Raw genomic sequence first — 17,039 nt, 5'->3', positions numbered from 1 at the left:
ATCAATATTTTATCACTTTGATTCGAAAACGACCAGTGAATACCCCTTACATTTTGGTACCGTCACTTCGATATAATCATCAACCTGTTTAAAGGGAAGGGATTTTTTCTCGGGTGCCAGGTAAACCCGTTTGGGACGGGTCCCGTCATTCCGGAGTGAAATCTTTACATTGTGCAATTCTATCGGCTCTTCTATCATTTCCGTGTGGCCCCTCTTTTCCGGAACGTACGACAGTAGATGGACCATCTTTCGTCCGGGTTGTTCCGTAACAAATGCCCGCGCAAAACTTGGAAGGTCGTCCGACTTAAAAAGCGGGCGGGAAAGGTAGTTGTCCAGGACATTGGAAAAAACAGTCCGTAATTCTACCGAGGCTTTGTCTCCATACCCCGAAAATATCCGGTGACTGAAATGAGCTACGTTTCCATTTACGGTAAGCGCCGGTTTTTCTGTTACCTGATCGGGCGGGGTATAATAAAAGGCATATTCCCCGTCCCAGTGACGGTTAAAATACGGTTTAATCAGGTAGGCCTCCACCTCTGTTCCGGGCAATGGCTCAACATTTATCCCGGAAGCATAAAGTGACAAAGGCATGTCCGGCAGGTGCGAATTAAAATTTTCACCCACGGTAAAGTAAGCCGGGTCGAAATCATTCTCCCCCTCATATGTTAGCCCCCATTCCTTCTCCAGGGCAAACCGGGTCTTTTCCGCATCTAACCCAGAGCTCCCACTGGATATTACGGCCTTGCCCGCTGCCAAATGCTCTTTTACGCGACGCGTAACCTCCTCGTTAAAGGTGATACCGTCCGGGATAACCAGCACTTTGTACTTGCTCCAGTCTGAAAAAGTGGTAACCACATCAAACTGATGGTTTAGTTCGCTAAGCATGCGTACCGCACTTTTCAATTGCCTGTCGCCCCGAATATTTTGTATAGATTTCGGATAAACGATGGCTATTTCTGTTACGTTTTTTGCATTGTCAAACCAGGGTTCCATGGTTTGCAGTTCCTTATATATCTTCTCTATCCGGTCGAATACTGCATTATTTAAATCGCCCCGGGGATGAAAATGCCCCCCGACATTCGGGCGCATGCCATTTGCCAGGCCATACAGCAGTTCTGACTTGAGGGCAGGTTCAGGACGAAGGCCGCCGAAATCGCCCCAATCATAAAAACGGCCGGTCATGTTTAATACCGGCATATCGCCCAACGTACGAACATAGTGCGAAAGTACCGGCAGGTATTCGTACCCCCAGGCTCCCGCAGGAAGGCATTCCACTTCGAAGTAGGTACTGAATTCAGCCTGCTCTTCGTAGCCGGGATTATTGTGATAAATCAACAAATTGGGATTAATTGCCGTAGCGGCATCGTAAATATCTTTTGCCAGTCTCAAAGCTGAAAAACCAGAGAATTTTACCACTTCCTCCCTGTTTGTCCAGTCAATCCCCTTCTCTTTCATCTCTTTCAGACAAATGGGGCAAACGCAGGGAAAATTCTGTAAACAATCAATAAAAAAACCTGACACCGGATAATTTTGTGCAATCTCTTCCACCATGGCCACCAGGTGGTCCCGGTAAGGACTGTTGTAACACATCGTCCTGACGTAAGGTGTAAAACGGGGTTCACGATACTCTCTCCCATCAAAGTAGAGCGTTGTCCAGTCGCGGTGTTGTACCCCTTCGGCGCTGCTGATCCCTCCATTTAAATAGGCGGTAAGGGTAATCCCTTTTCGTTTGCAGGCATCAGCCAGTTGCCCGAAAAGATCGTATTCAAGGGAGGGGTGCTTTATCCCGAGTTTTGTATCGTAATAAGCCATACCCAGATTACAGCGCGCATGAAATGTGAGGTAATCTACCCCACAATCCTTTATCCTGTCGGTAAATGCTTCCACATCAAAATTTTTCCCGACATCCGGAATAGCCGGCATGGTATGGTTATCGTAAAAAAGACAATATTTGGGTTGATGGATATTTTCAGACCTGCCGTTTTCTTCGCTCTTCAGCTGTGATATAGCCGGCAGAGCAAGAATAATGCAAAAGATACTTATTACTATTTTCATGATTTATTTTTATTGGTTACACTTTTGTTACATTCTTTAAATAGTCATTTTTTTACTATTTTTAGGCTCCTTACGGACGGCAAAAATTACCAAGGATAATCCTAAATAATTTGGATGCTTAAAGTTAGGTTAGTTCTCATGTTCATATGTAAAATTATTTTATCCTAAAATACCTTGATTTTGACATGTTACCCGTTTTTCAAAAAATAGAAGCAAACTTCAACCACTCCTTTTATGTGGAACACATGAAGTTCAAATACTTTCCCAATCCGTTACAATTTCACCCCGACATTGAGTTGTTACTGGTTATCCGGGGAACCGGCACCCGGATTGTGGGTGATTCCATCGAACGTTTTAATCCCGGTGACCTGGTTTTAATCGGAGAGAATGTTCCGCACGTTTGGTACAGTGATAAGAAATACATGCGCAAGGACAACAACCTTTCCTCCGAAATAATATTTGTACTTTTCAAAAAAGATGTTTTCGGGGAAAGCTTCTGGCAACTGCCAGAATCGAAAAGCATCCTGGACCTTATTCAACTTTCTCAGCGAGGGATTAAGATAGAAGGTAAAACCAAAATTCCGGTTTCCGCCTTCATGAAATCAATCAGCAAGGCCTCCGGATTCAAACGAATTGCATTGCTTTTTTCCATGCTTGAAGAAATTGCTTCGGGTAAAGAATATCAACTCCTCTCCAGTCCCACTGCCCGGGGAATGATAAACCAACACGATTCAGACCGGCTCAATAAAGTTTATAAATACATTATCAGCAACTACCAGGAAGACCTGTCCCTGGAAAAAGCAGCTTCAATTGCCAATCTTTCACCTGCTGTTTTTTGTCGCTATTTCAAAAAAAGAACCAACAAAACATTTATTCAGTTCCTCAATGAAATAAGAATCAAGCATGCCTGCCGGTTACTGGTAGAAGAAGACCACTCCGTTGCTTCCATTTGTTATACCTGCGGATACACCAGCGTTTCCTATTTTATAAAAAAATTCAAGGAGATAACGGGATACACTCCTTTAAATTACAAGAAAAGGTTCAATGACAAGATGCTTTCTATTTGATGTCATTTGGACTTAAAAACAAAAAAAGCAACAACGTTATTCCGGGTAGCTTGTTTATCCCTACATTAACAATATATCTCAAAACATGCCCTACAACATAAAATTCAGAAAATGCCCTATTTTCGCGCCCTGAAATTTGAGAACTGCAAAACAGGCACTCTTTAAATAACTTATTAATAATCCCTCGGGACAAGACTTCGGATGAGAACAGTGTACTTTCATCTAACCAGCCGTCGTGCTGAGGTCTCCGACTTTCCGAGTTAATTATCCAGCATGAAATTTGAATTTATCGACAAAAAACAGGGAAGCATCAAAGACGATATCCTGTCGGGATTAACCGTAGCGCTGGCATTGGTGCCCGAAGCAGTAGCATTTGCTTTTGTTGCAGGTGTTTCGCCCGTTGTAGGACTTTACGGAGCTTTTATGATGGGCCTGATAACTTCCATTTTTGGCGGTCGTCCAGGAATGATCTCAGGAGCAACCGGCGCTATGGCTGTTGTAATAGTCAGCCTGATTCAAAAAGGAAATGCACTAGGCGACGGGCAAGGACTTCAATATCTTTTAGCCGCCTTAATTCTGGCCGGAACCATACAAGCTTTATTCGGCGTTTTTAAACTCGGAAAATTAATCCGGTTGGTTCCCCATTCGGTAATGATGGGATTTGTAAACGGATTAGCCATTGTAATCTTCTTATCTCAGCTCAACATGTTTAAATCAGGTGGCGAATGGCTCAGCGGAGCCCCCCTTTATATGATGGTTGGACTGGTTGCTGTTACCATGGCAATCATGTTGATTCTTCCCAAAATCAGTAAAGCCATACCGGCAGCACTGGTAGGAATTCTCGTGGTATCTGCTTTGGTCATATTCGGCAACATTGAAACGGAAACCGTAAAAAGCTTTATTCAAAACCGGGGAGGAGAAAGTATTAAAGCCGGACTGCCGATCTTTAATGTACCTCTTATTCCCTTCAATTTTGAAACACTTCGATTGATATTCCCCTTCGCGCTTATTTTAGCTGCCGTAGGTTTAATTGAGTCGTTAATGACACTGAACCTTGTGGACGAACTAACCGAAACACGCGGAAACGGAAACCGTGAATGTGTTGCACAAGGCGCTGCAAACATCGTAAATGGTTTCTTCGGAGGAATGGGTGGCTGCGCCATGATTGGTCAAAGTATCATCAATATAAAATCGGGTGGCCGCGGACGATTATCAGGTATTGTGGGCGCTGTTATGTTACTGATGTTTATATTATTTGCATCAACGTACATTGAAATGATCCCGATCGCTGCCCTGGTAGGTGTTATGTTTATGGTAGTTATCGGGACATTTGCCTGGAGCACCTTCAACATTATCAACAAAATTCCGCTGTCCGATTTAATCGTGATTATCCTGGTTACCGGATTAACTGTCGTTTTCGACCTTGCCATCGCCGTTTTGGCCGGAGTAATTGTTTCTGCGCTGGTATTCTCCTGGGAGAATGCCAAACGTATTCGTGCGCGTAAAACAACAGACGAACACGGCATTAAACATTATGAAATTTATGGCCCTCTATTCTTTGGGTCAACAACACTTTTTCAAACAAAATTCGAAGTTCAGAATGACCCGAGCGAGGTGATAGTAGATTTTAAAGAATCGCGCATTATGGATCAATCTGCTATCGAGGCCATAAACAAGCTCGCCGAACGATACCACAAAGCAGGAAAAACAATTCACTTACGCCATTTAAGCAAAGACTGTATCAAACTGGTAAAAAAAGCAGAAGCTATTTGCGATGTGAATGTTTTGGAAGATCCCAACTACTTTGTTGCCATCGACAACTATAACAAACTGTCGAAACTTCAGTCCAAACTCAACACTACCAGCTAAGTTCACTTTATCAACAAAATATAAAAATCCTTTCCTCCAAAATTAACCGGAGCAATTCAGACAAGACCATATAAAAAATGACATCACACATTTATAAATAAAAATAATTTCAAAGAACTTCAGGCACAACGAACCATTCAACTAAAGATATCTTTAAAAATCAAACTTTTACAAATGAGAAAATCAAAAGGTATTTTAGAATTAGCTGCAGGCAATTTGAATTAAAATTCCCCTTACATCAAAAGGCATTTCATTCAAACAGCCTGCAGCATTAGTTATATCAATATCCCGGATTTTGTTCCAGGGCAGGGTTAATGTTTATTTCGTATAAAGGAATTGGCAGGAGGGCATGGTCTTCTGTATAACTCCCGGTTTTATCGAGCGCAATATAGTGACCTCTGTATTTTCCTGTTGTTTCCACAGTGTGTGCATCGTAATTATCAGGATCATCAGTAAGCTTCATCCCATAAAATTTCCTGTTAAGGCGTTCCAGGAAGATACCCCATCTGCGAATATCCATGTATCTTATAAGTCTTTCCTGACAAAATTCCACACGTCTTTCCCTACGGATAATTTCTCTCAATTCAGCCGGATCCGTTTCAGTTACCGGTGGCATGCTTACAGCTTCCCTTCCCCGTACCTGATTAATTGTTTGATCCAGTAATTCCTGCGTTATATTATCCCCGGCTTCCAGTTTCGATTCCAAATAGCTTAGCAGCACTTCGGCATAGCGTACCAGGATAATATCATCACCAGAGGAACCCCAGTCGCCACCATAATCTTCTGTTACGTACTTTTTCCATCCATACCCGGTTGCTCCCCGCAAAGAACCAACCTTTGTGGCTTCCGGATCGGTTGGAAATAACCTCCCGCGGAACATGGTATATCCCGGTAAAAACACGCTTGCATAAAGACGTGGATCACGGTTTTCAAAAGGATTTGCCGGATCGTATAATGGTGACTCTTCAATGGGCAGCCCGTCATTCATCAGGTAGGCATCCACCAGGTTTTGATAAAGGTTGTCTTCCTGGTAACCTCCATAAAAGTCGGGATGGTAGTTTCTTTGGTTCTGCGGATTACCAAAAAGACCAGCCACACAATTGGTAGAGAGAATGATTTCTTTGCTGTTTTCACCCACTTCTTCAAAAATCTCCTTATACTTTGGATCAATAATATGGTTGTCCAAATCGATGATCTGTTTGTAGGTAGCAGCGGCCTCCGACCAATTTTTATGGATCATTTGTAACCTTCCTTTTATGGCAAGCGGAGCAGCTTTTAGTATTCTCCCTTTTTCATTTTCAGGCCTTGAAGTAGGAAGGTCTGAAGAAGCAGCAGTAAGTTCAGTAATACAGAAGTCCACGATTTGCTGTAATGTATTACGCGTCTGATTATTTGCCTCCTCAATGGTCAACACGTCCGTAATTAAAGGAACGCCACCATACAATACGGAAAGATAAAAATATTCATATGCCCTTAAAAACCTTACTTCAGCAGTTATTTCCGCTTTTTTTGCCGCATCCATTTCCACCTTGTCAATATTGGCAAGAAAATAATTTGCTTTAAAAATGGTGGCATAAGCCCTATCCCATATTGCTTTAACAACCTGTCCGTCGCCTTCATTTAAATAGCCACTGTAGATTACGCCAACAGCCCCGTGTTTGTACCCGGAGTCATCGGTAAAGCTCGACATAATAAGCAATTCGTTTGTATAAGCGTTGAGGCCTGTATTACTGTTCCGGTAAACACCGGTTAAAGCAAGCATTGCATCACTCTCAGTGGTCCAAAAGGAGGCCTCTGAAAGAGCGGCAAGTGGCTGCTTGTCCAACCATTCGTCCTGGCACCCAGTTTGGCCCAGCAAAAAAATCAATATCACACCCAGGAACAAACCTATTTTTTGTAATGATTTCATAATAATTTCCTTTTTATTGATTAAAAATCTATATTGATACCAGCTACATAAAGTTTTGAGAGCGGATAGAACCGGGTTGATCCTCCTGTACTCATTTCAGGATCCCAGTCTTTATAATAGCCGGTCAGGGTAAACAGGTTTTCGCCTGTTACGTAAATACGTACCCTGTCCAAAAAGGTCTTATTTAGTATGCTTTCAGGCAGTGTATATCCGATTTGAACATTTTTCAGCCTGATAAAGGACGCATCCCTGAACCAGTAGTCTACAAGATTATTCCGGTAGAAATCCGTTCCGGTAATCATTATTTTAGGATAGATTGCATTGGGATCCGGATTTTCGGCGGTCCACCTGTTTTCATAAGCGTCTCTTTGAACGTTTCCATTATTATCCAGTGGGAAGAAATGATCTATACTGACCATACTATTCCTTCCTCCTTCTCCCTGAAGCAAAATATTAAAATCAAAATTCTTATACCCTCCGTTCAGGGTAAAAGCATAGGTTGTAATAGGAAGAGGCTGGCCAATTACCTGCCTGTCATAAGCAGAAGTAACTTTCCCGTCAGGAGTTCCGTCAGGACCACTGATATCAACAAATTTAATCCCTCCGGCATTGGCAATTACCGGGTAAGGCTGATCGGCGTAAGCTGCAACCTCCTGGTCGGTCACGAACAATCCATCACTTGTATATCCGTAAGAACTTCCAATAGGATGACCGACAAATAACCCGGAGTTAATATCCTCTTCCAGATCTCCGTATAGCTTAACAACCTCGTTATGCACAACAGAAAAAATAGCTGAAACGCCGTAATAAAAGTCCCCTACACTATTTTTATAGGAAAGGTCGAAGTCCCAACCGGTGTTTTTAACTTCCCCGGCATTGGTGGATGAAGGAGAGGCCCCTAACATTCTTGATACGGAAACATTGTAAAGAATATCGAAGGTATTTTTCTGAAAGTAGTCTGCTGTAAAGGCAAGTTTATTGTCAAAAAATCCGAGGTCTATTCCAACATCAATGATTTTTGTAGTTTCCCAGGTAATCTCTTTGTTTGCGATGGTGGTAACAGCTGCACCAGCCGACAGTTCATTCCCAAAAGGATAATTTTGCCCAAGGGCCACAAGATCCTGATAAGGATAATTGCCGATGGATTGGTTACCCAGTTCACCCCACGAAGCGCGGAGCTTAAAATTATCTAACCACGAAACGGCATCCTGAAAGAACCCCTCTTCAGACACCCTCCAGGCAGCAGAGAATGAAGGGAAAAGCCCCCACCTGTTTCCTTCGGGGAAACGTGACGAGCCGTCGTATCTGAAGTTTGCTTCAAACAGATACTTGCTGCCAAAATTATAGTTGGCCCTTCCAAAATAGGACAAAAGAGAGCTTTGAGAACCGGTTCCGTTTTGAGTACCCTGTGCTGTTGAACCTGCATCAATCTCGTGGATTTCATTGTTCGGGAACTTATTCCGGTAAGCAGCAATATACCTGTAATCATACGCCTGCCCGGAGATACCTCCCAACAGATGGAATGTATGGTTATTTACCACTTTGTTGTATTCAATAACAGACTGCAATGTTAAAGCATCGTTTTTTGACCAGCTGTTATTTAAACTATTTACACCAATACCATAATCCGGTGTAATCTGCTGTGTTGCAACAAAAAATTTGTAATCAGAAACCCCGTAAGTATAACCGGCCTGTCCTCTAACAGACAAGTCTTTTGTTATTTCCCAAACCAAATCGACATTCCCGTAAAAATAGGAACTTCCGCTTTTTACAAATGACTTGCTGTTCAGGTCAGCTTCCGGGTGCAACGTTTCATTTCTTCCGTAATAACCATCGGGATGTACACCAAGAATAGTATTTGAATTTCTCATGGCTCCCCTTACTATCATTCCCACACCCGCACTGTAAGGGCTTGATGGTTCTTGTTCCTTGTATTTATTTCCTGCCAGTTTTACGCTGAATTTAAGGTTCTCGCGCAGTTCGGTGTTCAGGTTTAATCGTATATCAAACCTGTCGGCGCCATTATTTTTTATTAATCCCTGCTGGTCATAATACCCTGCAGAAAACAGATATTGCGTACCTTTTGTACCTCCCCGCATGCTCACATTGTGTTTGGTTTCCACGCCACTTCCTGAATCAAACAAATAGCCGATATGGTCAAAGTTTGGATAATTCAGTGGATCACTTCCGGATTTGAACTTCTGAATTTCTTCATCTGTATACCTTCTTGAACCACCCATATTCACCTGTGCTTCATTCAGTATCTGGGCATATTCCCATGAATTTACCATTTCGGGCAACATGGTAGGTTTTTGTTTTCCCACAAAGGTTTGGTAGCTGAAAACAGGTTCTCCGGATACTCCCTTTTTGGTTTCAACCAAAATAACCCCATTGGCAGCTTTTGAACCATATATGGCAGCAGAGGCAGCATCTTTCAATATAGAAATGTTTGCGATGTCATTCGGATCAATATTATCTAAAGAAGATTCAATACCATCCACAAGTACCAATGGGCTGGTTCCTGCGCCGCTGAAAGTCCCGCGGCCCCTAATCAAAAGCGAAGCCCCGTTATTTCCCGGATTTCCCGACAATTGCCTTACAGAAATACCACTCATCTGGCCTGCCAGAATTTGCGAAGCTTTCGTTACGGTTCTTTTCTCAAGTTGCTCACTGGTGATACTTGCAACAGACCCGGTGAGGTTAACTTTTTTCTGGGATCCATATCCTACGGCTACTACTTCTTCCAAACCAATTGTCTCTTCTGTCATCTTCATATTTACAACAGTCTGGTTTCCAACAACCATTTCCTCTGTTCTCATACCCACAAACGAGAACAGCAGCGTGGCATTTTCGGGAATATTGGCAAGAATATATTCTCCGTCGGCATTGGTAACCGTACCTTGTGTTGTGCCTTTTACCACCACTGTTACACCGGGCAAAGGCTGGTTGTTGACATCAGTAACTTTACCGGAAACAGTGTGTTGCTGCAAAACAGCAAACGTTCCTTCAGCAATCAGTTCCGGGGTAACTAAAACAATAAAGCGGTCTTTTACTGTATAGCCTACATCAGTCCCGTCAAACAATAAGTTCAAGACGGTTTCAATTTTTTTCCTTTCGACATTAACGGTTACCTCCCTGTCTACATCGATAAATTTACCGCTGTACATGATGCGGAACTCACTCTGACTTTCAATTTCTGATAAAACGGCTTTCACCGTGGTATTTTCCATGTGCAGGGTAAGTGTTTTAGATTGCGAATAGGTTTTGGTGGCCAAAACACTTCCAAGGGAGATTAGGATAAAGAAAGCTGTTAATTTCATAAGCCTCAATAATTTTTTCAGTCCAGGAACTTTTGCATTCCCAAACAAATCAATCATTTTTTTCATATTTTTGCATTGTTTAGTTTAAAACTACCCTATTACAGTAGGGTCGATTACTTACTCTCCAGGGAAATGTTGACGCATTTCCCTGTTGTTTTAAAAAACTTCTTACTTCATAGGCACCACATTTTAATTAAGTTAATTCATTTCTGTTCTATTGCTTTTTCCCAAATATTATTTTTTGTTTTGAATAGGTACCATCTGATAATTTGCTCCGGGGCAATGCGTTATATCGAACCGGAGTAGCGATGGTCATCAGATTGAGTATCTGAAAAAGAGGCTCATCCACAAACGTAACGGTATAGGTATAATCTTTTATATCATCATCCACTTCAATGGTAACGTTAAACATCCGGCTCAGTCTTTCTGCAACCTGGAGAATGTTGGCCTCATCAAAAACCAGTTTACCGTCTTTCCAGGCGATATATTTCTCCACATTCACTTCGGTACAGGATACCGCACCTGTTTTTATGTTGTAACTTACATGCTGTCCTGGCAGAATAGCTCCAACATTCTTTATAATTTTCCCTTCCGGACCACTCTTTTCCAAAACCACTTTCCCTTCAACCAATGTGGTTTCTATCTCATCATTGTCCGTATAAGCCATTACATTGAAAGCAGTACCCAAAGCCTTTATACTAAACTCCCCGGCCTGAACAATAAAAGGCCTTTCAGGGTTGTGGGCCACGTCAAAATATCCTTCTCCTGTCAACAGTACCTCCCGGGTATTGCCAGTAAAAGTTCGCGGATATTTCAGTCTGCTGCCATAATTTAAATGAACCTTGGAGCCGTCGGACAGCTGAACCACAGTTCTTGACCCAACCGGCGCAATAATCTCCAATGAGTCAACCGGCAGTTGCATCAGCGAAACTGATTCCGACTTCATGTCATAGATTTCAGAAAGAGTATAAAACAGAAAGGCAAGGACAGGCAGTAATAAAATGGCAGCGGCTCGAGTCAGTCGGGTCACAAATATCTGATTTCCGTTGCCCGTTTTGTTTCGTTTCTGTCTCTCACTATTTATTCGCTCCCTGATTTTATCAAACAACAAACTAAATTTTTCGTCGTCCCCCTCGTTACTTTCTTCCCGGTATGTTTTCCATTCATCAAATGCCCGTTTTATACTTTCTTCACTGAAGGCTTCTGTATTGGCCCAACGGATGGTTTCATCCAATTCGGCATCTGTACACTGGTTATTTAAAAACTTTATGATTTTATCTTTTGTCATTTTTTCTATTCTAAATGCCTCCCGGAGTGTTACCCGGGAGACATAAATAAAACTACCCAACTAAACGAAGCTATACATTAACTTTCCATTTTTCTGTTTCGTTAAGGTTATACGCTCAACCTGCGTTAAGGAAGTATATAAAAACCGATTTTTTTTATGAAAGAAACAAGCAAACAAATAACAAATTAACTATCAATCTATTATCTATCCTGGATTTTAAAAATGACAGTGTATTGGTTATGTGTTTTTTTACTGTATTGACAGAAATGTCCAGTTTTTTTGCGATTTCCTCATGCGCCAGTCCTTCTTCCCGGCTTAGCTGAAAAATCTCTCTCTGGCGAGGGGTCAATTCACTCAGTAACGCCTGCACCTTTTCGCTCAATTCATTGAAATAAATCTCGTTGGTCAGGTCAGGCGCTTCTTCAATTTGTTGTAAAGACTTTATATGTTCCAGGTACTTTTTCTCGCTGGTTCTCCTCCTGAACAAACTGATGGTAGTATTATAAGCAATAGTAAACAAAAACGACTCGAAGGAGGAATATACATCAATCTTATTCCGGGATTCCCAAATTTTAATAAAAACTTCCTGGACAATCTCTTCGGCATCTGCCTCCAACTTAATATACCTTAAAACAAAACCATATAATCTTCTGCTATAACGTTCATAGAGCTGATAAAAAGCTACCATGTCATCATCCCGGATAAGCAGAAGGAGTTCCTTATTGGTTTTTGTTATCTTCAAAGCAGCTTGTTAAAATTATAAATCAAAATTAGTATTTTCTGGTTAATACAATACCATTTCAGGAGTGCGCGAAACATTCCACAATGGGTTTATTGTAAAAAATAATCTTTAACATGATATAAATATGACACTTGGCCTCTTCCTGCTTTGACCATAATAATGAAACAATTTCAACCAACCTATATAATTTTCCCAATGCTTCGAAGTCTCTCCTGATTTTCCCCGGGCCGGTACCACATCAAATGTAATACGACACATTCTCCGTGTATTTTGTTTTGACAGGATACCCGAATCAACTCCTGATTCGAATTTCAATCACACCATGCTTCGCTGATTTAGTGCCAATTAAAACTTTTCGGAACGGGCTGAATATTTTACAAAAAGTTGATCTTTCTGTGACCTCGACGTGATACTTTATCAGGAAATTAGATCAGTTTAATCAAAAAAATAGAGTTATGAAAGTTATTCGGTTATTTATGGTTATGGCATTGGCAACAGCGTTGTTTACCCAATGCAACAAAGACAATCTTATGGATACGCTCCCGGGAGAAGATCCATCGCTAAAAAAGGGGGAAAAGCCAGATGCCCCGCCTAAAGGGAGTTTTACAGTTACCATTGAAAATGTCTCAGAGCACTACTCTTTTTTTGAATCGGGAATGATAAACACTCCGGTTGGAGAATCCAGTCCTGGACCCGCATTCCCGGGTCAATCCTTTACGTTTTCATTTCACGGTGGAAAAGGGCACCAATTGTCCTTTGCAACCATGTATGGAATTTCGAACGATCTCTTTTACGGTCCCTCCGGTGAAGGACTCGCCCTTTTTGACGGCGACACACCGTTAACCGGAGATATCACTTCGATGATTATGTTGTGGGATGCCGGAACTGAAGTCAATGAAGAACCCGGTGTTGGCCCAAATACCGGCCCCAACCAAAGCGGTCCGAATACCGGTCCTGATGAAAATGGAACAGTCAGGAATATTGACGACGTAAACGATGGGTATGCCTACCCGCCCGTTGCGGACAATATTAAAGTAATGCTTGACTATAACGGAACCGATACCTTTACTTTAACGATTGAAAATTTGCCGGGTAGTTCCACGCCACTTTCGCCGTTGGTTTGGGTGGTTCACAGTATGCCCCATGCTTTGTTTGAAGAAGGAATGCCCGATTACGGAATGGGGCTGGAGCACCTTGCGGAAGATGGTGCAACCGGAATGCTGGCAGAGTATTTATCCATGAACAGTGGGTATGTTTCTCCCATTGCCCCCGGGGTTTGGGTGGTTCACAAAAAGAACAACAAGCCAATTTTTACGGATGGAATGCCTGACTACGGAGACGGACTTGAACCGCTTGCAGAAATGGGAGACCCTTCGACTCTGGCAGCAGCGCTGATGGCTAAAGGCTACGAAAGCGGCGTTTTCAATACGCCTGATGGCGCCGGAAGTCCCGGGCCACTGTTCCCCGGAGATTCGTATACTTTTACAGTGGACGGGAAAGCAGGAGAGTACCTGAGTTTTGCATCCATGCTGGGTAAATCGAACGACCTGTTCTTCGGCCCTGATGATATGGGGATACGCTTATTTAAGGGTATAGATGCGGTGGACGGAGATATTACAGCTCACGTAGAACTGTGGGATGCCGGCACCGAAGTAAATGAGTATCCCGGAGCCGGAATTCACCAGGGCCCCGGAGGAGTGGACGAAATGGAAAATGTGATGATGGTTAACGATGGATTTATGTATCCTGCCGTTGATCAAATGATTAGGGTAACCATAATGAGAAACTAAACTGCCTCCTTCCCCGCGCAAAGGTTAGAATATTGAATTAATTAGAGGAGGCCGGAATTATTAAAATCAAATCATTATTGCAGGGATACACAGAGAGAAATCACACAGAGATGCACAGAGTATAACTATTTAACTCTGTGCTCTTCTGTGTAACCATTTTATATTTTCGACTATTACTGTCGGGGAAAAAAATTGATAATTGGGCTAAAGCCCCTCTTTTTATAGATTATGCATAGCCCCGGCTTTAAAGCCGGGGTAATAAATAGGATCTCCGGCAAACGGGCTTTAGCCCAATTATTTTAGTACTATAAATAAGTAGTTTAGTGCAAAAAAATATCATCAACGCAATAAAATTATCTTTTAACCGGGCACAAATGATTTTCTGCAGAAAAATAACCTGATAGTTGTTGCAATAAAACAGCTAACCATTAGGGCTTTCTTATTTCATTCTTTTTCTTTGTGTAAAAGAGCAAGATTTGGAAGGAGGAAAACGAGAGTGAACCTTGCTTTTAACTGTTTCTCAAAAGAATATCTGAAAATCAAATTCAACACGACCAGACCGGTTAACCATGCATATTTTTATCCATCAGGCAACCCCCAAAAAAAATCAGGAATACATTTTTCCCAGCGTTATTTTCAGACAAATTTTATACAAAGCAAAAACCGGACTTCCGAATAAAGTGGCGCTATCCTCTAAAAATGTTATTTTTACAAAAAGATTCAAATAAACTATTAAGACAGGTTCAACATGAAGAATATTCTTTTTTCTATCATCGTTCTGCCCCTGACTTTGACCCTCGCCTGTGTTCCGGGGAATAAAAAACAAAACAGTGCTACTTCTCCCAAGCTTCCCCGGGTGGCAATTTGTGGTCTGGCCATCGAATCAAGCACTTTCTCGCCTGCAGTGTCGCATGCCGATGCTTTCCGCACGCGGCGCGGCCATGAGATTTTTTCTTATTACCCTTTTTTAGCAGAAGGTTCAGCCAACCGGAAACGGGCAGAATGGTTCCCCACCCTGCGTGGCCATGCTATTCCGGGTGGGATTGTGACCCGCGAAGCTTACGATTCGCTGGTAAATGAAACCCTGGCCTTACTGAAAAAAAGTTTGCCCTACGACGGCATTTTTTTCGATATCCACGGGGCGATGAGTGTAGTAGGGCTCGACGATCCGGAGGGCGATTTTATCATCAGAATCCGGGAAGTGGTAGGAAAAGATCCCGTAATATCCACCTCCATGGATTTGCACGGCAATGTTACCGAAAGACTGGCACAACATACCGACCTGATTACCTGCTACCGGATGGCGCCCCACGAGGACGCGCTGGAATCGAAGCAGCGGGCTCTGGAAAACCTGCTCGACCGTTTGGAGAATGGAAAAGGGAAGCCAAAATACAAAGCATGGATTCCGGTACCTGTTTTACTGCCGGGTGAAAAAACCAGTACCCGCATTGAACCCGGAAAGAGTCTGTATGCCAGGGTTCCCGAAGTTGCTGATCAGGAAGGCATCATCGATGCAGCAATTTGGATTGGCTACGCCTGGGCAGACGAACCCCGTAACCGCGGAGTGGTGATGGTTACCGGTGATAACAGGGAGAAGGTGACCAGGGGCGCGGAATACCTCGCACAAAGCTTTTGGGATGTACGCAACGAATTTGAATTTGTGGCTCCCACGGCCCCGCTTAAGGAATGCCTTGACAAAGCCGTAGCCAGTAATAACAAACCGTTTATCATCAGTGATATGGGTGATAATCCGACGGCAGGCGGCGCAGGTGATGTTACCTGGACTCTCACTGAAATTTTAAAACGCCCGGAGTTCAAAACAGGAAACGGGCCTTCCCTGATCTATGCCTCCCTCCCGGGCCCCGATCTGGTAGAAAAAGCAATGGAGGCAGGAGTAGGCAATGAAGTTACGGGAAAGGCCGGCGCCATTGTAGACAACCGGTACGCTCCGCCGATACAACTTACAGGGAAAGTTCTTGCCATTGACACGGACGACCCGACTGCCGGAACAGTAGTTGTGGTGCAGACTGGAAGTGTAAAAGTAATTGTTACCAAAAAGCGCAAACCCTACCACCGGGAAAAAGATTTTACGCGGTTGGGATTGAATCCCCGGGAAACGGATGTTGTGGTGGTGAAAATTGGCTACCTGGTGCCGGAACTGTATGAAATGCGTGCCGACTGGATTATGGCACTGACTCCGGGGGGCGTGGATCAAAACCTGGAACGGCTGGGCTACCAACGCATTCACCGGCCCATGTTTCCGCTGGATAAAGACATGCCCGACCCGGACTTATCAGCAAAGTTAATTCCCTCGTCAGAGATATAAAAGGACGGAAAAACAGGGTACTGGGTACCTCTACTCCTAACGTATTTTTCTAAAATGAGGTCAATTCCGGGGAACCTGCGTATTTCCTGTATGAGGATACATTTTTACAGGTAACTTTTTTCTCAAATCAGATTGAACCTAAATGGAACTAATAATCAGTTATTATGCCTGGCTGTATGGCATTTATTTCATCATGCGCGTCATATATTTCTTTTAGCTCTCCTGAGCCCTTGCTATTACACTTAAAAACCACGTTAGGCGCAGGCAATCCAAAACTTCTTTCTGCACATTCTTTCTTCGCTTTTACATCGGCCTCTTCCTTGGTTTTGGCTAATCCCCATCCATACCCCATTCCAACATTTCCTGTAATGAAACGGTATGCAGCGCATCCTGTTCCCGAAAATGATAAAACGATTGTGCAGTTTCCACCTTTTTCACGGCAAACATCCAGCGCTTTTTTTTCAGCTTCCGCTAACGATATACAATCTGATGACCACCCATAGTAAATTCCATTTCCCCGGTCTATTGCCAGGGCTCCATATTTGGTCGTACCTGAATCATCGCTTTGAGTTTTTCCTTCCAAAGTATAATAAAACTTAGAATGGGTTTTCAGTGTAAAAAACAACAGAGAAAAGGTAAACAGGGGAACGAGTAACATATATTTTCTTTTCAT

General features: G+C 42.8%; 10 protein-coding genes. 4 read left to right on the top strand and 6 right to left on the bottom strand.

What is annotated here, in order from left to right:
* Positions 1-12: 12 nt before the first annotated feature.
* The gene (locus tag D1164_RS00535; protein ID WP_119347979.1) at positions 13-2,055 is read right to left on the bottom strand and encodes an alpha-amylase family protein; all 2,043 of its coding nucleotides are present in this window, start codon (positions 2,053-2,055) and stop codon (positions 13-15) included.
* A 185-nt stretch (positions 2,056-2,240) separates the two neighbouring features.
* Between D1164_RS00535 and D1164_RS00530 the strand changes: the two genes are divergently transcribed.
* Entirely contained in the window at positions 2,241-3,122 is an 882-nt protein-coding gene (locus D1164_RS00530; RefSeq protein ID WP_119347978.1) for an AraC family transcriptional regulator, read from the top strand.
* A gap of 273 nt (positions 3,123-3,395) precedes the next feature.
* Positions 3,396-4,991 (top strand): SulP family inorganic anion transporter, encoded by a 1,596-nt coding sequence (locus tag D1164_RS00525; protein WP_119347977.1) that lies wholly within the window; start codon positions 3,396-3,398, stop codon positions 4,989-4,991.
* Positions 4,992-5,271: 280 nt separating this feature from the next.
* On the opposite strand, the gene D1164_RS00520 is transcribed toward D1164_RS00525, so the two are convergent.
* From D1164_RS00520 to D1164_RS00505, 4 genes are all read right to left on the bottom strand, one after another.
* A complete protein-coding gene (locus tag D1164_RS00520; RefSeq protein WP_119347976.1) occupies positions 5,272-6,900 on the bottom strand; it encodes a RagB/SusD family nutrient uptake outer membrane protein in 1,629 nt (542 codons plus the stop codon).
* Between the two features lie 20 nt (positions 6,901-6,920).
* Entirely contained in the window at positions 6,921-10,286 is a 3,366-nt protein-coding gene (locus tag D1164_RS00515) for a TonB-dependent receptor (RefSeq protein ID WP_119347975.1), read from the bottom strand.
* A 148-nt stretch (positions 10,287-10,434) separates the two neighbouring features.
* A complete protein-coding gene (locus D1164_RS00510) occupies positions 10,435-11,508 on the bottom strand; it encodes a FecR family protein (RefSeq protein WP_119347974.1) in 1,074 nt (357 codons plus the stop codon).
* A gap of 154 nt (positions 11,509-11,662) precedes the next feature.
* Positions 11,663-12,250: an RNA polymerase sigma factor gene (locus D1164_RS00505; protein ID WP_119347973.1), complete on the bottom strand. Its 588-nt coding sequence runs from the start codon at positions 12,248-12,250 to the stop codon at positions 11,663-11,665.
* A 455-nt stretch (positions 12,251-12,705) separates the two neighbouring features.
* Here D1164_RS00505 and D1164_RS00500 point away from each other — a divergent pair, with 455 nt between their 5' ends.
* Together D1164_RS00500 and D1164_RS00495 are read left to right on the top strand one after the other, a co-directional pair.
* The gene (locus D1164_RS00500; protein WP_119347972.1) at positions 12,706-14,040 is read left to right on the top strand and encodes a spondin domain-containing protein; all 1,335 of its coding nucleotides are present in this window, start codon (positions 12,706-12,708) and stop codon (positions 14,038-14,040) included.
* A 748-nt stretch (positions 14,041-14,788) separates the two neighbouring features.
* The gene (locus tag D1164_RS00495) at positions 14,789-16,366 is read left to right on the top strand and encodes a M81 family metallopeptidase (protein WP_119347971.1); all 1,578 of its coding nucleotides are present in this window, start codon (positions 14,789-14,791) and stop codon (positions 16,364-16,366) included.
* Between the two features lie 148 nt (positions 16,367-16,514).
* On the opposite strand, the gene D1164_RS00490 is transcribed toward D1164_RS00495, so the two are convergent.
* Entirely contained in the window at positions 16,515-17,039 is a 525-nt protein-coding gene (locus D1164_RS00490; RefSeq protein ID WP_172594279.1) for a DUF4189 domain-containing protein, read from the bottom strand.

The organism is Mariniphaga sediminis, from assembly GCF_003573545.1.
Taxonomy (GTDB): Bacteria; Bacteroidota; Bacteroidia; order Bacteroidales; family Prolixibacteraceae; genus Mariniphaga; species Mariniphaga sediminis.
This window is presented reverse-complemented; position numbering and strand designations above follow the sequence as displayed.